Genomic DNA, 20,210 nt, shown 5'->3' on the forward strand with positions numbered 1-20,210 from the left:
CTAGTCAGCAACGCTCCGGATGGCTTCCGTGCAGAGGGTGAACTCTGGCTACTGGACCTACACCCTGAGGATGAGCTCTGACCGCTGCCAACAGCTCAGGCCGGCCCGCGTCCCCCACTCGCTGAGGAAACGGACCGGCTTGAGTTGGCCTAGTGCAGGTTTTAGACCTGGCCGCCGTGGCGCGATACAACATCGCGTGCCAGCGACTTGGCAAACGCGGTGTGTTCGGCCAGCGCCGCTAACGCAGCTGCCATATCGCGAGTAGCCAAGGCTTCGGTCAGCTTCACTACGTAGCTGTGATCCAGCTGGCGGGCCCATTCTTCACCGGTGAGAGCCTGGCGCCATACGGTACCGATACCCAGACGTCGGAATGAGTCGATCAGCTGGGTAGATCCTGCAACGCCGACCAACGCATCATGGTAGGCCACGTTGAGCGCGAGGAATGCGTCCAGATCTGCGGCTGAATCCTGACGCAAGGTGCCTAACTTCTCGGTGATCTCACGCAACTGCGCAACAGTTTCATCGGTGAGCTTAGACAGGTGTGCGGCAATCACACCGGACTCAATGGTTGCCCGTGAATCGTAGGCTGAGTCGGTGAGCTCTGCGGTAATTGGCTTGGGCTGGTACTTGCCATTTTCGGTACGGAAGACCAGATGCTCACTTTCAAGCTTCACCAGGGCGGTAGCCACATGGTCCACGTCTGCGCGGGAGGCGGCCGCAATTCCGTCAAGATCCAAGTCTTCGCCCAGCGGACTGGTGCGCAGCAATACCCAGTTGCGGGTTGCCTGGTATGCGGCCAGTTCCTTGGTAGGTTCCAGCCGGCCCATGGTTCCGCGGTAGTACGCCAGCGGTTCGCGATCATGAGCTTCGGAGTGGGTGACTAGTCCAAGGAACACGGTATGAGTGCCACCGGTAGGGGTTTCGGCGACCTTGCAGACAATCGTGGCCAGCGCGCCGTCAATCAATGGCACGCCTTCTGCGGACAAAGTATGCGCAACGGTTGCGAACTTATCTTCGCCCTTGCGCCCGAAATGGAACGCGAGCGCACCCTGATCTTCGGCGAGGATATTGATGCCGAAGACGCCGGCTTCAACCACGCGGTCATGAGTGCTGCTGGAGCGATTCAGGCACGCAAGCATCATCGGCGGGTCCATGGACAAGGAGGAGACTGCCGAGGCGGTGGTGCCGTAAAGCTGACCGTCAACCACGGTGGTGATCACGGTGACGCCGGAGGCGAAGTGTCCCACGACGTTACGGAAGATGTTCTGGTCTACGGGCTGAACATTGTGGATTGGTGCGGTGGTGTTCATGAGTACTGCTCCTGACGAATCAAGGTGAAATTTTTGGTGGGATCGAGAGTTTCAAATAACTCTGAAAGGTTTGGGGCCGCACAGAGATTCTTCAACTGCTGCCGTAACGCGTCGCTGCGTTCGGTAAGCTGCGGCGTGCCAAAGCCGAGATTACGAGTGAACTTTTCATCCACCGCTTCTTCAGTCAGCGCGGTGCGTAAGATGTTGCCGTTCGGGTGTTCAACCCGCACATGCTTAATGCTTCCGTCTTTCAGACGGGCGGTGACTTCGGCGGTCAGCCGCTGATTATTAGGCAGTGTTCCGGCAATTTCAATCCGCCCCAACAGTGGAGGCAGCCGCGGATCTGCGAGCGCCTGAGCGGTCAGGTGTTCTGGTCGCACCGTGCCGTGCAGTAACGCCACTGCAGCGGTGAGATGAATCGAAAACAGGGCTGCGGTGGTGCGAGTATCGCCTTCACCGAACCGGGCACCAACAAATCCGCTAAGCGTCCTTTCGGTGACGTGCACGGTAAGGCATTCAATCTCCTGCGCACTCACCGAATGCTCGGTGACCAGTTCGGCACAGGCTTGCAGCGAAGGCTGGGCCGCGCGGCAGGAAGCAAATGGTTTGATAGTGCAGTCCCCGTGGAAGCTTTCACCCAATCCCTGGACCGCAAACGCTGGTTCAGGATCCGTGGTGAACACCTCGAAATAACCATGCTTCCCAGTCAGCGGGTCTTTAGGTCCGCGGATCCCTGCCTGCGCAAGCTGTACTGCGGTGATGCCGGCCCGGGCGGCAAAGGCGATGGGAAGCTTAAAGCCATTTTCTCCGTCGAAGATCGCAGCCACCGTTCCGGCCGCCTGGTTCAACGCGATGCCTACCGCATGGCGGGTCGTTTCGTGATCCAATCCAAGCATTCGCGAGGCAATCAGGCTTGCGCCGATCGCGTTGACGGTTCCGGTATTGTCCTGCCCGGAGTAGACATCGAAGCCACCGGCCACCGCGAGCCGGGCGGTGAGATCATCGCCTACCGCAAGGGCTGTGATGACCTCCGCTCCGCTGGCACCGGTGGACTCCCCTAAGGCGAGAACCACAGGGACGGTGGTGCCGGAGATGTGCGCCGCAACAGTTTTCCCGCCTGGCCCATCGGCTTCCACCGGTTCGAAATCAAAGGAACGGATCAGCACCGCATTAAGGAAAGCCGCCGAGGCTGCCGGAAGCTTTTGGTCGGTACCAAGCACATGCGCTTGCCCCCCGTCTCCCCAAGCGGTGACCGCCTGACGCAACGTGGCCGCATCATCGGCTTGATGCCCGGCCAGCCCCGCACCGACGCTGTCGAGCAGCCGCTGGGTAACTCGGTGCACGGTCTGCGTGGGCAGGTCCGTGAATTGAATTCCCAACGCATGATCAATTAGTGCGTCGAGCAGGTCCGGCGTTCGCGTTTGCATGTCAATTCCTTAGGCGCGCGCCGGGGCGGCTGCGTCGAGGTCGAGGCCTTCGGTGGATACCGGGGCGGGAAAGATTCCCGCTTCGGCAAACATTGCCTCGTAGGCTCCGGTCTCGCCCTTCATCTGGGCCTTCTTGTGGTCCAGCGCGCGAGCGCGGCCAATGGAGCCCAGGTAGAAGCGTTCGTAAAGTTCGTTGCGGCTTCCCAAGGCGGAACCGGCGAAGTCCCACGCGGTGCGGAAAATCTTCGCGCGCTCCTCCGGTGCGATGCCGTTGGCCCCTGGCAGGTACTTCTTCAGCAGCGGACCAAGACGGGTCTCTTCGAAGGCTGCCGCGGTAGGCGTAGCCAGCAGGTTGTGCGAGCCCATGGACTTGATGATGTCGTTGACCCGAGCCATCCACAACGGCATCATGGTGCGCAGGCTGGAGATGTCATCGTGGCAGAAGAACGCTCCGCCACCCCACTCGGAGGCATTAACCTCAGCCGAGTGGATCACCGCACGGGCAATCCGCAGGTAAGAGTAGATTTCGCCGAGCATCGACGCGGTTTCCGGCTTGGTGTCCGTGGCGGTCACCTTGGCCATCTGCACGCACAGATCATAAGCGAATTCGAGCTTCACCGACGCGCGGATGGCGGTCTGCTGCTGGGTGTTGCCGGTGGCGGTACCCGCATTCAGGGAGTTGTAAACGTCCAGCTGGCCATCGATGAACACACGATCCCAAGGCACCAGAACATCATCAAAGATGATCACCGCATCCTGCTCATCGAAGCGTGAGGAGAATGGCTTGTCCACGATTGGCTGGTCCACGCCGTAGTGATCACGGCAGACCGAGACGACGCCCTTGGTAGCAACCGGGATCGCGAAGGATAGTGCGTATTCCTCGTAGCCCTTCTGAATTGGCACCGCTGGGTAAACGTAGAGTTCGTCGGCAATTGGGCCCAAGGTTGCGAGCATCTTTGCTCCGCGGACAATAATGCCTTGATCGGTGCGCTCAACTACGCGCAGAGTTAATTCTTCGTTGATGCCCTGCAGTTCGCCCACCGACTTGTCAATGGCGGCATGCACGATGGTGTGGGTCAGGGCCAAGTCCTGCTCCTGGACCAGACGCCAGTAATTCTGCAAACGCTCGAAGTAGACCGGGTCGCCGGACTTGGCGAAAATGTCCGGGCGGGAGGCGTGGCCGGCCAGTACTACGTTGACGTAGTCCGGAGTGCGGCCGAGCATGCCGTTGGAGTAGCGGGCCAGGCGATCAAAAGCACGGTGGCGGCGTGCGATGTCCGCAGCGTTGCGCGGGCGCAGCAGTGAGACGTTGTGCTGTTCGCCGGTTTCCGCATCTTCCATCAGGCAGTCATCAGCGTACTTGTGCTGGTAGTCAAAGTAGGCGGCCATGCCGTTGATCGAACCTTGGAACGCGGGATGCTCCGTGATATCGATCTGTTCGTTGCCGAGCCATACTTCACGGGAATCCTTCAGACCTGCCCGGTACTGCTCACCAGTGCGTGCACTCATGTGATTACTCCTAACGGATCGTCCCTCACTCGGGATTAAAAATATATTCTGTGCTGAAGTTTATATAACTTGTGTGAAGCAAATCAATCCCTTGGGCGATATTTTTCTCAGAACCCTCGATTTACCGCGGATTTACGGGGAGGTTGCACTCACGGAAAAAATATTCTCTGTTACATAATAGGTAAAAACTGGACGAGAGCATGTGTCGTGGGTCATTATGGGTTGAGTCACAAATCCCCATCAGGAAGGAGTTCCCTCGTGTCTGCACCACGTTCGAACACCGGAGCCGAAAGTTCTCCAGCAGTGCCCAAGAACGATTCGCTCAATACCAAAGACCTGCGCCGCATCCTCGGCTCCAGCTTCCTGGGTAGCGTCATTGAGTACTACGACTTCATTCTCTACGCCACCGCCGCGTCGATTATTTTCGACAAAGTCTTCTTCGGAAACCTCACCCCGGGGCTGGCATTGTTCGCCTCCTTCGGCACCCTCGCCGTGGGCTACCTGGCCCGCCCATTAGGCGGAATCATCTTTGGCCACTTCGGTGACCGCGTGGGCCGCAAGAAAATGCTGGTGCTGTCCATGATGATGATGGGCTTTGCCACCATCGCCATCGGCCTGCTGCCAACCACCGCTACCATCGGCATTGCCGCGCCGATCATCTTGATCCTGCTGCGCTTGGTGCAGGGGGTCTCGGTGGGCGGCGAATGGGGCGGCGCCACCTTGATGGCTCTGGAACATGCACCGGCTAATAAGCGCGGCTTTGCCGCTTCTTTCGCCAATGCCGGCGCACCTGCTGGTGGCTTGCTTGCCACCTTCCTGGTTTCCTTTGTTTCCTTCAGCACCGGGGACGCCTTCCTCACCTGGGGCTGGCGAATTCCATTCTTGTTCTCCGCCGTCTTGATCCTCATCGGCATGGTGATTCGCTTGAAGGTCGCCGAATCGCCGGTATTCCAGGAGCTTGACCAGAAGGCAGCGAGCAAGCAAAAGGAACGCAAAACTCCGATTTCCCTAGTGCTCAAGCACCACTCCAAGACCGTCGTCATCACCTTGGTCGCCTCCCTGGGCTTCTATACCTGCCAGGGAATCCTGACCTCCTGGGGCGTCTCGCAGGCCGTCGGGCTTGGCGTTGACCGTTCCTTCGTGTTGAACACCAAAGGCTACGCCGCGATCATCACCATCGTGGTCTGTCTGCTCGCCGCGAGGCTTTCGGACCGCTATGGCCGCAAAACGATCTTGACCGTCGGCGCTGTAGCCGGCATCCTATGGGCCTTCCCGGCCGTCGCTCTGATGAGCAGCGGAACCGGCTGGGGATTCATGATCGCGGTGCTGGTTGGCAACGGCTTGATCCAGGGCATCCTCGCCGGACCGATCGGCGCCTACATCTCCGAACTATTCCCGGCAGACGTGCGCTACACCGGGGCATCCCTGGCTTACCAGGGGTCCTCCACCCTAGGCGCCGGCTTCACACCGATGATTGCCACCGCGCTGGCCATGACCTTCGGCGTCATGTCGGTCGGCATCTTCTGGGTCGCCATTCTAGTGATCGGATTCATCGCGATCCGCATCAGCCCCGAGGGTGCAGCCTTGGAGCACAAGAAGCTCACAGTGGACAACAGCAAGGGCCGCGTCAGCGCCTAACCTGCCCGGTTTCCAACGTTTGCCGCGGCGCCATTCGGCCCGCGGCAAACTTTTAGAACCAATCATCAATTTTATTGATGCTATACAGCAAAAACTTCTCTATTTACGACTTACTACTCGCTTGGCACCATAGATATAAGTGCCCTGGGTTACACCCGCGAAATTCATGCCGCGGGTTCCCATTTGGAAAGGAACAGCCAGAATGACTCCCAAAAATCCGAAGCACATGGTGCTCACCACGTTCATGCTTCCCGCCGGATACCACAAGGATTCCTGGCGCATGGATGGCTCGCGTTCCGACGAGCTCGCTAACCTCGAATTTGTCTATGACCTGACCAAGATGGCCGAAGACGCCAAGCTCGACGCGATCTTCTTCGGAGATATCGTGCACGCCAATACAGTGATGCGCGGCGACATCAAGATGAACGGCTTCTACGAGCCGATGACAGTGCTCGCGGCGTTGGCGGCGCGCACCAAGAACATCGGTCTGATCGGCACCGTGTCCACTTCCTTCTCCGAGCCGTACAACGTGGCCCGGCAGATGGCTGGACTGGACCACATGTCTGGCGGGCGGGCCGGCTGGAATATCGTAACCAGCTCCGATGGCTTCCAGAACTACGGCATCGAATCCGCGCCGGATCCGGCCACCCGTTACCGCCGCGCCACCGAATTTGTCGACGTCGTCCAGCAGCTCTGGGATTCTTGGGAAGATGACGCAGTCATCAACAACAAGGAAACCGGCTGGTACGTAGACACCGAAAAGATCCACCCGATCAATCACTCGGGCGAGTTCTTCCAGGTCCAAGGACCTATCAACATGCCGCGCAGCCCGCAGGGCCGCCCGGTTCTCGTGCAGGCAGGCTCCTCCGGCCCGGGCATGGACCTGGGCTCCTCGGTGGCGGACGGCATCTACACCGCGCAGCCGCTGAAGGAACCTTCGGTGGAGTTCTATGCCAAGTTCAAGGCCATGGCGGCAGCCAAGGGCCGCAATCCTCACGACATCAAGGTCATCCCAGGCATTCTGCCGATCCTCGGCGACACCCAGGCCGAAGCCGATGAGCTGGCCGAGCACCTCGCCAACCACTTGCACCTGGACAACGGCCGCGTACAGGTCGGAGCGGATCTGAAAATGGACCTGTCCGAGCTGGACTTCAATGAGAAGATCCCGGCTTCCTGGTTCTCCGATGATCCGGCGCTGGGCTCGCGCTACCAGATCTACCGCCGCAAGTCGGTGGATCAGGGCATGACCCTGCGCGAATTAATCGTAGATCTTGCCCGTTCCACCGGACACCAGTGGATGGCTGGTACCGCAAGCACCGTGGCAGACCGGATGATCGACTGGTTCGATTCCAAGGCCTGCGACGGGTTCAACCTCAACGCTCCGTTCAATCCGGGTGGTTTCAAGCTGATCTGCGACAAACTGGTTCCAGAACTCCAGGAACGCGGCTACTTCCGCACCGAGTACGAGGGCACCACCTTGCGTGACAACTTTGGACTGTCACGTCCGGCCTCGATCCGCGAACGAGTCTAGTTCCCAGCGGCCTGGTCAAAGAGTTCGGCGGCAACTTCCACCCATGCTTGGGCACGGGAGTTCAGCCGGGAACTACGCGGCCAGGCCACCGAGACCGGCACCGCCGCCGTTTGGTTATCTGGCAAGGTCAACGGTTTCAGCACTACTTTCAGCTCCACATACGGCGCTTCCAGTGCAGGTTGCTGGAAAATCACCGCTACGCCACGACCGGTTCCCACGAGGGAACGCATCGTGGCGTAGGAGCGGGAACGATGCCTGATCTGCGGGATGATTCCGCAGCCTTGGTACATCCCTAGGATGCGTCGGGTCAGTGGTTCAGATTCGTAGAGCACCAACGGGTCTTGCGCAATCTGGGCTAAGGAAACAGAGGACTCCGCGGCCAAGGCATGGTCCGCCGGAAGCAGCACGTAGGCCGGGGCCATGGCCACGGTGGCCGAACGCAGGGCCGGGGAAATATCTGCTCCGTAAAGGAAGGCGACATCGATGGAACCATCTAGCAGCGCATCTTGCATGTCTTGGTGGAATCCTTCCATGAAGTCCACCTCTACCTTGGGGCACTGCAGTGCAAAGGCGTTGAGCATCGGCGGGATGATGGTCGGCCCCAGCGGCATGAAACAACCCACCGTCAGCGGACCGGTCAGCGACGCACGGGTTCCGTGCCCCATGGTTTCCAGGTCATGGGCCAGTTCCAGCAGCTCACGGGCCTGGCGCACGACGGTGCGGCCGGTGGCGGTGAGCGTCAGCCCCTTGGCGCGGCGCTTGATGGCCAGTTCGGATCCGACAATGCGTTCCAGCTCGGCAATTGACATTGAAATTGCCGAGGGTGCCATATGCAGCCGTCGTGCGGCTTCGGCCATCGTGCCGGCCTCGGCGGCAACCACGAAGTGCCACAGCTGACGCAGGGTAAGTTGCGGATGCGATACGAGGCTCATGTCGTCAATCATATTGATGGCAAAGATAATGCAAAGCAAAAGTTTCGATTAAGACTTAACTGCCACCGCCCTTGTGCCGGTGGCCAAAGAAGGGTGAATCATGGACCGTCGTGAAGACTTCCTGCGCGAAGCCGCTGTCATCGTTGGCGAGGAAAACATTGTCTCGCTTGGAGATTCCGAAGGGTACCTTGACCCTTACCCGCTGAACCCCGGACGTACACCGTGGCCCGGCATCCGCCCTGCCAGCACCGAAGAAGTCCAGGGAATCGTCGCGCTGGCCACTAAGCACGAGGTCCCGCTGTGGACCTTCTCCTGCGGCAAGAACCTGGGCTACGGCGGACCTGAACCCCGCGACGGCGGCATGGTTGCCTTGGACCTGAGCCGGATGAACCGGATCATCAAGGTTGATGACCGGCTGTGCTACGCGGTGGTGGAACCCGGAGTGACCTTCTTTGATCTCTTTGAATACATCAAGGAGCACAAGCTCAATCTCTGGATGTCGGTTCCGGCCCTGGGCTGGGGCTCGGTACTGGGAAATATGCTCGACCGCGGATACGGCATGACACCTTACGGTGATCATGTGAAGTCCCTCTGCGGCATGGAGGTGGTGCTTGCGGACGGCGAGCTGGTGCGCACCGGCATGGGCGCCATGGATGGCACCGAACTTGGCCCAATCTTCCAGGGCGGGTTCGGCCCGACCCTCGACGGACTGTTCACCCAGTCCAATCTCGGCGTGGTCACTCAGGTTGGCCTCTGGCTGCAGCCCGCTCCGAACACTTACGTCAATGGCGACATTGCGGTGCATCGCGAGGAAGACCTCCCGCAGCTGATCGACGTCCTCACCACCTTGCGTCGCGAAGAGATCATCCAGAACAATGCCCTGTGCGGCAATGTGGTCCGGGCGGCCACCATGCGCGGAAACCGCGCCCAGTTCTGGGATGGCGAAGGCTCAATCCCCGACTGGCGTTTGGAAGAGATGCGCCAGGAGTTCGGCATCGGACAATGGAACGGCAAGTTCGCCTTCTATGGCGATCGCGCACTGTGCGAACGCCGTCTTGAAATAGTCAAGGAACGCATCGCGCAGATCCCAGGCGCCACGGTGAACGCACGCTTCTACTCCGGAGCCGAGGGCCTGACCCTGCAGCATGATGACATTGCGCCGCTGGATAAGACGCAGATGGCAGGCGTGCCAACGCTGAAACCGCTATCCACCGTGGGATGGGCAGCTGAAAACGGTGGCCACATCGATGCCGCACCGATCATCCCCGCGCGCGGCGAAGCGGTCTACGAGTTCTACCAGGAAGCCAAGAAGCTCTACACAAAGTACGGCTTCGATCTGTATATCGGCTACCACCTGTACCCGCGTCATATGGTTCATGTGACGATGATCTTCTTCGAGCGCGGCAACGAGGAAATGCTCGCGCGGGCCCGCGCCCTGTATACCGAACTGCTGGACGCTGCGCGAGCCCGTGGTTACGCCCCGTACCGCAGCCACGTGGACTACATGGATCGCATCGCGGACGGCTTCGACTTCAACGACAACGCCGCTCGCCGCCTGCAGGAGAAGATCAAGGATGCACTGGACCCAGCCGGCATCCTGGCCCCGGGCAAGCAGGGTGTTTGGCCGGCACGCTACCGCCAGGCGCGTTCTAGCGCTCCGCAGGAACAGCTGAGCTAACAGCCCGCGAAACATCAATGGCGTGGCATGCAGAATTTTCTGCGTGCCACGCCATCAGCGTTACTGCGTTCAACCTCAGGGTGCTGGCTTTAGCTTGCTACGGCTCCGTGGCCCGCGCAGGCCAGCCCGGCCTCGCCGCCGTTGCGCACCGCGTGCAAGGTGATTTCGTAGTGCTTGCGCAGCAGCGCGCCGGTCAGCCGTGCATCGCGGTCCAGTGCCGCGGCCAGGATATCGGCGTGTTCTTGTTCAATATCGCGTTTGACGTCGCGCGTCGCCGGTCCCGCCCAACGCCCGTAAAGCTGGATGAGGTCCGAAAGTGTCTGCGTGAGCTCCGTCAGCATGGGCACACCGCAGGCCTCGACGAGCTTGTTGTGGAATTCCTGGTGCGCGTGGTTCCACGCGGGGGTGTGATTATCCGGATCTTCTGCCGAACGACGCGGGGTGCGGTTCAGTGTGTGGTGGGCGGCTATCAGCTCGCTCTCCCATTCCAAAGGCGCACGTTCAAAGCCGAGCGTGAGTGCGAGTTGCTCGTTGGCGCAACGCATTTCCACGATGTCGCTCAGTTCGGCGAGCGAGAGCTCCGGGACGAAGAATCCACGATTCGGGCGCAAGGTCACCAGCCGATCACCGACCAAGCGCGTGAGCGCCTCTCGAATGACGGTGCTTGAGGTGGCGTAATACTCCGAAAGATGCGTCAATTGCAGGCGCGCGCCCGGCTCCCATCGACCGTCCAAAATATCGGTACGCATGGTGTCTCTGATGTGCTTTGACATCGTTTCCGAGTCGGTCCGCTTAGCCATGACACAAATCATACCAAACAACTCAAAGAATACATTTTTAGTTGACTTATGCATAACTTACGAGTGACACTGGTTACAAATAACGTTGCTGGGAGATCACAATCCGCGCAACCGCCGAAGTCCTGAGGAGTGAAAAATGAGCGAATCCCTGATCGAAACCCGTGCACAGAACAAGGTTGATGACCTGTACTGGCGCGAAAGCTATAGCCCAATCACCGAAGACGACGCAAAGCTGCGCCAGATTGTTGATAGCACCGATCTGCCGCCGCTGATGATCGCCCTCGCCGCCGCGACCGGCGACTACTCGATTCTCCGCGACGAGCTGCGTCCGCCACAGCCGCCAGTGGACACCGTAGGCCAACCGCACGGTGGCATGGATGAGGCCGCGCGCACCGCGGCCCGCGATCTCGCATTCAACGCGCTGCGCCGCGTGCGCGACGAAAAGATCACCAGCATCGGCACCCTCGCCGAAGATCAGGCGACTCAGATCTTGGACTGGCTGACCAACGGCGCTACCCGCGAATACCACCCCATGCTGATGCACGATATGGCACTGGTCCCAGAACACACCGGAGCCCCGCGTTTCCGCAAGGACGAGCTGAACCCACAGCGCAATTTCACCGTGGCGGTCATTGGCTCCGGCGTCGCAGGAATGGCCTCGGCATACCGCCTGAAGCAGGCCGGCCTTGATTACACCGTGTTCGAAAAGGGCCACGAAGTCGGTGGCACCTGGTGGAAGAACACCTACCCAGGCGTGCGTCTGGATACCCCTAACTACGCCTACTCGTTCTCCTTCGCGCAGCGCGACAACTGGCCGCAGCAGTTCTCCGAAGGCGCAGAAATCCACAAATACACCAAGGATGTCGCCTCGCGTGGCGGCATCACCGAGAACATCCAGATGGGTACCGAAATCCTTTCGGCGACCTGGGATGAATCGGCCGGCGAATGGATCCTGGCGATGGTGGTTGACGGGGGCGAGGTTGAAGAACGCCGCTTCAACGCGATCCTCTCCGCCGTCGGACAGCTTGACCGCCCGAAGTTCCCGGACACCCCCGGCCGTGACAAGTTCGCCGGCACCCAAGTGCACTCGGCCCAATGGGATCCATCCATCGACCTGACCGGCAAGAAGGTCGCGGTGATTGGCTCAGGTGCCAGCGCCTACCAGATCGTTCCGGCCATCGTGGATCAGGTCTCCGAACTGAAGATCTTCCAGCGCTCCTCCCCATGGATGCTGCCTACCCCGTTCTACTACGAGGACATGCCCGAATCGGTCACCTACCTCGTTGAGCACCTGCCGCAGTTCGGCCAGTGGCTGCGACTCTGGCAGCACTGGCTGGGCGTCGAAGGCCGCCAGCACTCCACCGCCGCGGACCCACACTGGACCAAAGAAGGCTCGGTCTCGGAGATCAACGAGCGGGTGCGCCAGGAACTGACCGAAATGCTCAAGGTGCAGTACGCGGACCGTCCAGACCTGCTGCCTAAGGTCACCCCGGATTACATTGTCGGCGGCAAGCGCATGCTGCGCGACAACGGCGTCTGGTCCGCGAGCCTGAAGAAGCCGCAGACCACCCTGGTCACCGACGGCATGGTCGAGGTAACCGAAACCGGAATCATCGACGGCGAAGGCACCTTGCACGAACTGGATGTCATCATTTACGCCACCGGTTTCCAAGCCTCGGAATTCTTGGAACCGCTGCGTGTGACCGGTACCAACGGCGTGGATCTGCATGATTACTGGGCAGGCAACGCCACCGCATACGCCGGCATCACCGTGCCGGGCTTCCCAAACCTGTTCATCGTTTCCGGCCCGAACACCGGGCACGTGGTCAACGGCTCGCTCTTCTCCATGATTGAGTACGGTCTGACCTATATCTTGGATGCGATTCGCCTCGTTCTGGAAAAGGACATCAAGGCCCTGGATTTGAAGGAGGAAGTCCTGGAAGAATTCGTGACCGACTTGGACGCGGCGAACCGGATGAAAGCCTGGGGCCACCCAGACGTGAAGACCTGGTACAAGAACAAGTTCGGCCGGGTATCGCAGATCTGGCCTTACCCCATCGTTGAATACTGGAATGTCACCCGCGCCGTGGATGCCTCGCAGTACACAGAGGTCCGCTAGGCATGAGCGTCTACTCGTATGCCACCACCGGCGGTGAACGGTTCGCGCCACTGTCCGCGGTGGCGGAGCTGAGCCCCGTGCAACCGGCAGTGTTCCCGCAAACTCCTGGATCACTGGACTGGTTGCTGGGCCCGGCCCTGCAAGAGCTTCCGCAATCAGAGGATGCCTTCCAGCTAGCGGTCTTTGCGCCGTCGGGAGCAACAAATCTTCCGGTGATGGTCTTCCTGCCGGGCGGCGGCTTTGTCTCCGGCGCCGGAACCGTGCGCTGGTACGACGCGCAGAACTTCGCCGACGCCCAGCAGGCAGTGGTGGTCGTGGTCAATTATCGTATCGGACTGCTCGCCCATCGGCGTTCGGTCGGCGGCGGAAATACCGTGCCCGAAGAGCTGTTGCTGGCGCTTCAATGGGTTCAGCGGCATATCGGCGCCTTGGGCGGCAACGCAGCCAACACCACCCTCGCTGGCCAGTCCGCCGGCGCCTTCTGGGCTTTCGCCCTGGCCCAGCTTGCAGAGGCCAGGGGCCTGTTCCAGCGCGTCTACTTCGGTTCGTTGTCCTTCCAGCCGCCACTGCACAGCGATGCAGCGGCCGAACGCCAAGCAATCGTGGACGCACGGCTGGGCGAGTACGGATTGGAAACAGCCACCACCGACGAATTATTGGCCACCGCCGGAACCATCGGCAAACATTGGGCCGGGCGCGGGCTTGGCCTGTACCCAAGTACCGACAATTCAGTTCCGGGCGATCTGTTCGATGTCACCGCCGCGGCATCTCGTATGCATGTGGATCAGGTGCTGTTGACCCATACCGCAGACGAAGCCACCGCCTTCATCGGCCAAGCGCCGGAGCAAGCATTTGGCGAACCTGCCGTGCAGGGATTTGTTGCCGCGCACTTCACGGATCCGGAATCGGTCGCGGCTCTCTTCGCCCGGGAGGCATCGCTGCAAACGCCGAAGGACTGCATGATTCGAGCCATGACCTTGCATCAGATCGAGTTGTACGCCATCGAACTGGCCGACGCGCTCGCTGCGGCGGGCAAGCAAACCCATCTTGTTCGCTTCGCCGTGGCTTCCGAATTGGCCAAGGCCGGCTCCGCGCACTGCTTTGAGCTTCCTTTTGTTTTCGCCAATGCGCACCGCTGGGCCGATGCACCGATGCTCACCGGCTTGGACCCCGAAACCTATGCGGTTGCGTCCACCGAGTTTGGCGCCCTGCTTGGTTCCTTCTTAGTGGACGGATCTGCTTCCGACGCGCAAGGCAACCATCTGCCAGCCCATCAGGCCGGAACTCCGCGGGCGCAGCAGATCACCGCCGCGGGCATCGAGCCGAGTGACCTGGAGCGCCGCGTGATTGCCAAACGACTGGTAAGCACCCGGTGAAACCTATCTATAAAGCGGAGCAATTGCGCTTGGAAGCGTTCCGCACCGGGGATCTGGAATCCCTGGCGAGCCTGCTTGCCAACGACTTGAGCTACACGCATTCCACCTGACGGATTGATAGCAAACACTCCCTTCTGGAGTTATTGGCATCCGGCGGCAGCAAATATCTCGATCTCACTCACGAGTTCGAAGAGCTGACCGAAATCGGGGACCTAGTGGTGGCCAACGGACGCATGCAGCTGCACCTGTTCACGGCAGGCGTTGAAAAGCGGCTCTCCACCACCACCTGTAGCGTCTGGGTTCAATCGAGCGGGCAATGGCAACTACGCGCATTCATAGATAGCAGCGCGGGTTAGTTCCGCTTCAACTCATCGCCATTTTTGATGCCTGGCCCGAAAATAATCGGGGCAGGCATCAACTCTTTGAAAGAAACTTTGCAACAACTATAGATAATCTGCTTAAACGTAGATAATCTAATTATTGAGACAGATTATATTTGCGTCCTAGGAGAGGATCACCATGGCTTGGGGACTAATCAGGGAAATGGGCCACGTGTCCATCCAAACCAACGACATCGAAAGCTCGATCTTCGATGCCACCCAGCTGTTGGGATTGCGTGTCACCGAACGCACCGAGAACGAGGTCTACCTGGCCGCGAACTCCGTGCACCACGAACTGACCTACGTCGAGTCCGAGGTCAACGGGATCCATTCGCTGGGTTTGATCGCCCGCGACGGCGACGCGTTGCGAGAGATCCGTCGCCGCGTGGAAACCGAGAACTTCAAGGTACTCTCCGAGCGTGCGATCTCCGCCGGCGTCCAGGATGGCTTCTCCTTCATCGGTCCGGAAGGCTGGATCTTCGAGATCTACACCGGCATGCAGCACGACGATCCAGGACTGCTCTCCTTCGGTCCGGACCGCTATGGGCACATCAACTTCCACCCCCGCGATGCCCGCGGGATGATGGAGTTCCTGCGCCGCATCTTTGACTTCCGCCTCTCGGATGTCATCGGCGACGACTTTGCCTACTTCATGCGCTGCAATCCGGACCATCACGGCATTGCGCTGATACAAGGCCAAGGCACCTTCCACCACCACGCCTGGCAGGTGCAGTCCATTGCAGACCTCGCCAAGCTCGGGGATCGCCTGGGACGTGCGGGCCGCGAATTGATCTGGGGTCCGGTGCGCCACGGTGCCGGACATAATATCGCCGCATACTATGTGGAAACATCCGGCGCGGTAGTCGAGCTTTACACGGATCTTGAGCAGATCTATGACGATGAGCGCGATCCGATCATCTGGGGCGAAGACGAAAACTGGTGGAACATGTGGTCCAACCGACGCACCGATGACTTCCGCACCTTTGGCATCCCTACGGTGACCGAACTGAAAACCTTCATCTAATAACTTTCCTTGTTTTGCACTTTTTGAAAGGCACTAATCACATGCAGTACGTATCCTTCCTCGCAGCAAACGGCACTGAAACCTGGGGCGTCGTTGTCGACGGCACCGTGTATGACCTGGGCCCGACCGGCACAAACCTCGCGGCCAACGTCCGCGAACTCATCGAGGCCGGCACCTTCGGCACCGAGCTGGATCTTTCCGGCGCACCGACCCTGCCCGAGGCAGAGATCGAGCACCTGCCCTCGATCACCAACCCGGGCAAGATCATCTGCATCGGCGTGAACTACCTGGCCCACCAGGAAGAGTCCGGCAAGACCGGGCAGACCGCACCAACTGTATTCACCCGTTTTGCCGATACCCAGATGGGCCACCTGGCTCCTGCGGTGAAGCCTACTTCCACCACCAAGTTCGACTACGAGGGTGAAATGGCTCTGGTGATCGGCAAGGAAGCATGGCGCGTCTCCGAGGAAGATTCTTGGGATCATATCGCCGGCTACGCCTGCTACAACGACTTCTCGGTCCGCGACTGGCAGAAGGCAGCCAGCCAGTGGATCCCGGGCAAGAACTTCCCCGCCACCGGCGGGTTCGGCCCTTATCTGGTTCCGGCCAAGGATCTGGGCGATGTTAACAAGCTGACCTTGGAAACCCGCGTCAACGGCGAGGTCCGCCAGAACGCTCCGGTGTCCAATTTGGTCTTCAACATCCCACAGCTGATCAACTACGTCACCGGCTTCACCAAGTTGAACCCGGGCGACGTGGTAGTCACCGGAACGCCGGGCGGCGTGGGTCTGTTCTGGGGCGAAGACGGCCTGCTTAACGACGGCGACGTCGTCGAAGTGGAGATCACCGGGTTGGGCATCTTGCGCAACACCGTCAAGGACGAAGCCGCGGTCTAATCGCCACCGTTTTCGGACCGAAGAAATCCACGCAACACCATTTGAAGCAAAGTAAGGAGCGGGCTGTGGCTGAACGCGCAGAAGTCGACGTACTGGTAATTGGCGCAGGTCCCACGGGACTAACCACCGCCAATCTGCTGGCGGATGCGGGGCTGAGCGTCGCGCTGATCGAGAAGAACTCGGGCAGCGGCGACGAGCCGCGCGCCATCAGCGCCACCGACGAAACCCTGCGCGTGATGCAGCATCTGGGCATCATGGACCTGCTCGCTCCAGAAATGCTCATGGACACCGGGGCACGCTACTTCGGCCTCGGCGGCAAGGTGATTGCCGATGTCCGCCCAGGCAACCCCCGGTTAGGCCAGCCGGGTAAATCCCAGTTTGACCAGCCAGTGCTCGAAGGCCTGCTCTACGAAGCGGCTGCGCAGAACGAGAAAATTAGCCTGCACTTCAACACCGCAGCTACCTCAATCAGTCAGCATGATGACCGCGTTCGCGTTACCGCCACGCGCCTCGGCGAGCGCAGCACCGGGTATAACGGTGCGCTGGCCGGGGACGCAGGATTGCACACCGCACCGGATGCCGATGCCCCCGCCACCGATCTGGAGTTCACCGCCAGCTGGGTGATCGCCTGTGATGGTGGACGTTCCTTTACCCGGCGAGAACTCGGCATCGGGCTGGAGGGATCCACCCAGGTGGAACGCTGGATCGTCGTAGACTTGCTCGATGTCCCGGGAAATCCCGAACCTTTCGCATCCTTCCACTGCAATGGCACCCGGCCAGCGGTAGTCGTCCCCGGCGTCAATGGCAGACGACGCTACGAATTCATGCTCTTTGATCATGAAAACGGCGAAGCGATGATCAGCACCGAATCGATCACGAAACTTGTGGCCCCTTATCAAGACATCACTAAAGTCACTGTAAGGCGAGCCACCGTCTATACCGCTCATCAGCGCATTGCGGACTCTTACCGCTCGGGTCGAGTGCTGCTCGCCGGAGATGCTGCGCATCTCATGCCTCCGTTCGCGGGCCAGGGCTTGAACGCCGGCATCCGGGATGCGGTAGGAGCCTCTTGGCGAGTGGCAGCGGTCCTTAAAGGTGAAGCCGACGAGGCAATTATTGATGACTACGCCATTGAACGGCGCCCACATGCGGCGGACATGGTGAAACTGTCCAAGCGCATTGGCTGGGTGGTCATGAATACGAACCCACTGATCACCCGGATTCGAGATGCGGTGGTTACCGGCACACGTGTCATTCCAACGCTAAACCGCTGGTTGACGCAGATGCGGTTTTTGAAGCAGCCGCATTACACCCGTGGCACCGTAGTTTCGGCGCTTGCCGGGGTGCCTCACCTGGCCGCCGAATTCGTTGGGCGCAGCTTGCCACAACCAGATCTCACCGTCGGCACAAAGACCCAAAAGCTCGATGAGCTCTTAGGTCGGGGCTGGAACCTCATCGAGGTGGCCGCGGGGCATCGGTTGATTTTCACGGACCAACACGGAAACACGCAGATCGCAGTCGATTCCTCACGCGTCTTTGACGCTGCTACGGGAACCGTGCTTTTGCTTCGACCAGACTTCTATGTAGCAGGCATCGCACCAGCACGTGAACGCCGGGCGTTACTGCAGGCGCTGACAGACAAGGTCCCAGGGTTGGGCGCCTTCGATGCTGCGCGAAAACATTAGTGATGGCTAAAGCCTCGACGCATTCCGTGGTGGGGATTCGCAGCGCAATTCTAGAGGGCGATTGGTCCCCGGGCCAGCGGCTCCAGCCGCCGGTGCTGGCTTCACGTTTTGATACAAGCACCACGGTGATTCGAGAATCATTGACTCGACTTGCTGGTGAAGGTCTGGTGCAAATCAAACCCAACCGCGGGTTTTTCGTTCCGGAACTCAACCTGCGCGAGCTGGCGGACATTACCGAGTTGCGCTGCGTCAACGAAGAGTTGGCCAGCGCGCTGGCCACGGAGAGAGGCGATCTCGGCTGGGAGTCCGAGCTGATTGCCGCGCACCATAAGTTGGGGCGAATTCCGCGCCATTTATCCGAGTCCCCTGTGGTCCTAAACCCTGAGTGGGGCCTCGCCCACCGCGAGTTCCATCAGCTGCTGCTTGCCCCTTGTGACTGCGCCCCGATGCTGACGCTGTCGGCAAATCTGGCGAATTCCACACTGCTTTACCGGCGTTGGGCCGCTACTTCCGACGCGGCAAACTCACGTGATGTGGAGCGCGAACATGAAATGCTTCTCGAAGCGGCCCTGGCACGCAATGCACGCGGTCTGGCTACCTTGCTACGGGAGCATTACGAGGAATCGGTACGTGTGATCATGAATGCTGGGTTGCTCAGCGCCGATCCACTGAACGCTTGAAGAGGCGCCTGTCTTAACACAGGTACGTGCGCGCCACGTTGTACGCAGCGCGCCGGATGAGTTCCAGGGCTCGCGCCGAAAGCTCACTGAGATCGGCAGGGCCTTGGGCAATCGAATAAGCTGCCAGGATTCCCGACTCGACGAGCATCTCTTCGTCAAGCTCTACCGATCCGGCGATAACGATAATGTCCGCGTCTTTGCGCGCAGCCTGGAGCACCCCGCTGACCACCTTGCCCTGCAACGATTGAGAATCAAGGCGTCCCTCGCCGGTAATGACCAGCTGCGCGTCGGCAAGAACCTCGTGCGCATTCAATGCCTGCGCTACCAGCTCCCATCCAGGCACGAGTTCAACCTCGCAGTAGGAACCAAGGCAGAGAGCCAAGCCGCCGGCTGCCCCCATGCCGGACTGCTCGCGCAGCTTTCTTCCGGTCCCGGCTTCCAAAGTGTCTGCGAGTCGCGCCAATCCCGCATTCAGCACTTCGACCTCTTGGGGCGAGGCGCCCTTCTGCGGTCCGAAGACCGCGGCCGCCCCGTTGTCTCCCAGCAGCGGGTTGGTGACATCGCAGGCAATTTGCCAGTTAACTCGGGTGGCTCGCGAATCTAAGCCGGAGATATCGATGCATGACAGGTCATTGAGCGCCCCGCCGCCCGCAGTCAATTCTTGGCCCTGAGCGTCTAGGAACTTTGCACCCAGAGCTGCGAGCAAGCCAGCGCCGCCGTCGGTGGTGGCCGAACCGCCAAGGCAAAGAATGATTCGCTGCACCCCAAGCTCCAAGGCTTGGCTGACAAGTGAACCCAGTCCAAAAGTGGTGGCTTGAAGTGGTTGCCGCGGTACGTCGCTGACCTGAGGCAATCCTGCAGCTTCCGCCGCTTCGATCACGGCGGTCCTACCATCTGCAGACAATCCGAAACGCGAGCTGACGGCTCTGCCAAGCGCATCGGTGGTTTCAACGATCTTCGCTTCGGTTCCCCACGCGTCGATCAACGCATCGAGGGTCCCCTCGCCGCCGTCGGCAAAGGGAACGGCGGTGATCGATACCGTGCGGGCTAAAGAGGTAGCCGCCGCATTCACCCCGTCGGCGATCGCGGCCGCGACTTCGCTGGCCTGTGCGCTGCCCTTAAAGGAATCCGGAACGATTGCCACGTTTAGTGCTTGGGTCGTCACTGGGGTGCTCTGTGTCATGGACTCAACATTAGATGCTCGTGAATCCCAGGAATATAGGCA

16 protein-coding genes are annotated in these 20,210 nt (G+C 60.0%); 10 read left to right on the top strand and 6 right to left on the bottom strand.

The features are described 5' to 3' along the window. Window positions 1–161: 161 nt before the first annotated feature. From LG294_RS17490 to LG294_RS17500, 3 genes are read right to left on the bottom strand one after another with little or no spacing between them, the layout of a single operon-like run. Entirely contained in the window at window positions 162–1,310 is a 1,149-nt protein-coding gene (locus LG294_RS17490; RefSeq protein WP_404288014.1) for a flavin reductase, read from the bottom strand. Beyond that, complete coding sequence (locus LG294_RS17495; protein ID WP_404288016.1) at window positions 1,307–2,737, bottom strand: MmgE/PrpD family protein; 1,431 nt, start codon at window positions 2,735–2,737, stop codon at window positions 1,307–1,309. The genes LG294_RS17490 and LG294_RS17495 overlap by 4 nt, the downstream gene beginning before the upstream one ends. A gap of 9 nt (window positions 2,738–2,746) precedes the next feature. After that, complete coding sequence (locus tag LG294_RS17500) at window positions 2,747–4,246, bottom strand: 4-hydroxyphenylacetate 3-hydroxylase N-terminal domain-containing protein (protein ID WP_404288018.1); 1,500 nt, start codon at window positions 4,244–4,246, stop codon at window positions 2,747–2,749. A 258-nt stretch (window positions 4,247–4,504) separates the two neighbouring features. On the opposite strand from LG294_RS17500, the gene LG294_RS17505 reads away from it, so the two are divergent. Together LG294_RS17505 and LG294_RS17510 are read left to right on the top strand one after the other, a co-directional pair. Then, a complete protein-coding gene (locus LG294_RS17505; RefSeq protein WP_404288020.1) occupies window positions 4,505–5,884 on the top strand; it encodes an MFS transporter in 1,380 nt (459 codons plus the stop codon). A gap of 202 nt (window positions 5,885–6,086) precedes the next feature. Further along, window positions 6,087–7,415: an NtaA/DmoA family FMN-dependent monooxygenase gene (locus LG294_RS17510; RefSeq protein WP_404288022.1), complete on the top strand. Its 1,329-nt coding sequence runs from the start codon at window positions 6,087–6,089 to the stop codon at window positions 7,413–7,415. Here the strand turns inward: LG294_RS17510 and LG294_RS17515 are convergent. Continuing rightward, window positions 7,412–8,347 (bottom strand): LysR family transcriptional regulator, encoded by a 936-nt coding sequence (locus tag LG294_RS17515; protein ID WP_404288023.1) that lies wholly within the window; start codon window positions 8,345–8,347, stop codon window positions 7,412–7,414. The genes LG294_RS17510 and LG294_RS17515 overlap by 4 nt on opposite strands. Before the next feature lie 100 nt (window positions 8,348–8,447). Here LG294_RS17515 and LG294_RS17520 point away from each other — a divergent pair, with 100 nt between their 5' ends. Next, window positions 8,448–10,025, top strand: coding sequence for an FAD-binding oxidoreductase (locus LG294_RS17520; RefSeq protein ID WP_404288025.1), 1,578 nt, complete (start codon window positions 8,448–8,450; stop codon window positions 10,023–10,025). Window positions 10,026–10,114: 89 nt separating this feature from the next. Here LG294_RS17520 and LG294_RS17525 read toward each other — a convergent pair whose 3' ends face one another. Then, complete coding sequence (locus tag LG294_RS17525) at window positions 10,115–10,825, bottom strand: GntR family transcriptional regulator (RefSeq protein WP_404288027.1); 711 nt, start codon at window positions 10,823–10,825, stop codon at window positions 10,115–10,117. 136 nt (window positions 10,826–10,961) lie between these two features. Between LG294_RS17525 and LG294_RS17530 the strand changes: the two genes are divergently transcribed. From LG294_RS17530 to LG294_RS17560, 7 genes are all read left to right on the top strand, one after another. Further along, a complete protein-coding gene (locus LG294_RS17530) occupies window positions 10,962–12,944 on the top strand; it encodes a flavin-containing monooxygenase (RefSeq protein ID WP_404288029.1) in 1,983 nt (660 codons plus the stop codon). A gap of 2 nt (window positions 12,945–12,946) precedes the next feature. Beyond that, on the top strand, window positions 12,947–14,320 hold the full coding sequence (locus LG294_RS17535; protein WP_404288031.1) for a carboxylesterase family protein: 1,374 nt from the start codon (window positions 12,947–12,949) through the stop codon (window positions 14,318–14,320). A 113-nt stretch (window positions 14,321–14,433) separates the two neighbouring features. Next, a complete protein-coding gene (locus tag LG294_RS17540) occupies window positions 14,434–14,676 on the top strand; it encodes a nuclear transport factor 2 family protein (protein ID WP_404291820.1) in 243 nt (80 codons plus the stop codon). 163 nt (window positions 14,677–14,839) lie between these two features. Beyond that, window positions 14,840–15,724 carry a VOC family protein gene (locus tag LG294_RS17545; protein WP_404288033.1) on the top strand — a complete coding sequence of 295 codons (885 nt, stop codon included), beginning with the start codon at window positions 14,840–14,842 and terminating at the stop codon, window positions 15,722–15,724. A gap of 41 nt (window positions 15,725–15,765) precedes the next feature. After that, window positions 15,766–16,620 carry a fumarylacetoacetate hydrolase family protein gene (locus LG294_RS17550; RefSeq protein ID WP_404288035.1) on the top strand — a complete coding sequence of 285 codons (855 nt, stop codon included), beginning with the start codon at window positions 15,766–15,768 and terminating at the stop codon, window positions 16,618–16,620. Window positions 16,621–16,685: 65 nt separating this feature from the next. Further along, a complete protein-coding gene (locus LG294_RS17555; RefSeq protein ID WP_404288037.1) occupies window positions 16,686–18,305 on the top strand; it encodes an FAD-dependent oxidoreductase in 1,620 nt (539 codons plus the stop codon). A gap of 2 nt (window positions 18,306–18,307) precedes the next feature. Beyond that, complete coding sequence (locus tag LG294_RS17560; protein ID WP_404288039.1) at window positions 18,308–18,985, top strand: GntR family transcriptional regulator; 678 nt, start codon at window positions 18,308–18,310, stop codon at window positions 18,983–18,985. Between the two features lie 13 nt (window positions 18,986–18,998). Here LG294_RS17560 and LG294_RS17565 read toward each other — a convergent pair whose 3' ends face one another. Beyond that, window positions 18,999–20,168 carry a glycerate kinase gene (locus LG294_RS17565; protein WP_404288041.1) on the bottom strand — a complete coding sequence of 390 codons (1,170 nt, stop codon included), beginning with the start codon at window positions 20,166–20,168 and terminating at the stop codon, window positions 18,999–19,001. Between the last annotated feature and the right edge of the window lie 42 nt (window positions 20,169–20,210).

It is taken from the genome of Glutamicibacter arilaitensis (assembly GCF_044793945.1).
GTDB classification, from domain to species: Bacteria; Actinomycetota; Actinomycetes; order Actinomycetales; family Micrococcaceae; genus Glutamicibacter; species Glutamicibacter arilaitensis_B.

Coding starts and splice junctions, on each gene's coding strand:
- LG294_RS17550 (WP_404288035.1), top strand. CDS start 15,766: ATGCAGTACGTATCCTTCCTCGCAGCAAACGGCACTGAAACCTGGGGC.
- LG294_RS17535 (WP_404288031.1), top strand. CDS start 12,947: ATGAGCGTCTACTCGTATGCCACCACCGGCGGTGAACGGTTCGCGCCA.
- LG294_RS17500 (WP_404288018.1), bottom strand. CDS start 4,246: ATGAGTGCACGCACTGGTGAGCAGTACCGGGCAGGTCTGAAGGATTCC.
- LG294_RS17530 (WP_404288029.1), top strand. CDS start 10,962: ATGAGCGAATCCCTGATCGAAACCCGTGCACAGAACAAGGTTGATGAC.
- LG294_RS17545 (WP_404288033.1), top strand. CDS start 14,840: ATGGCTTGGGGACTAATCAGGGAAATGGGCCACGTGTCCATCCAAACC.
- LG294_RS17525 (WP_404288027.1), bottom strand. CDS start 10,825: ATGGCTAAGCGGACCGACTCGGAAACGATGTCAAAGCACATCAGAGAC.
- LG294_RS17515 (WP_404288023.1), bottom strand. CDS start 8,347: ATGAGCCTCGTATCGCATCCGCAACTTACCCTGCGTCAGCTGTGGCAC.
- LG294_RS17490 (WP_404288014.1), bottom strand. CDS start 1,310: ATGAACACCACCGCACCAATCCACAATGTTCAGCCCGTAGACCAGAAC.
- LG294_RS17495 (WP_404288016.1), bottom strand. CDS start 2,737: ATGCAAACGCGAACGCCGGACCTGCTCGACGCACTAATTGATCATGCG.
- LG294_RS17565 (WP_404288041.1), bottom strand. CDS start 20,168: ATGACACAGAGCACCCCAGTGACGACCCAAGCACTAAACGTGGCAATC.
- LG294_RS17510 (WP_404288022.1), top strand. CDS start 6,087: ATGACTCCCAAAAATCCGAAGCACATGGTGCTCACCACGTTCATGCTT.
- LG294_RS17560 (WP_404288039.1), top strand. CDS start 18,308: ATGGCTAAAGCCTCGACGCATTCCGTGGTGGGGATTCGCAGCGCAATT.
- LG294_RS17520 (WP_404288025.1), top strand. CDS start 8,448: ATGGACCGTCGTGAAGACTTCCTGCGCGAAGCCGCTGTCATCGTTGGC.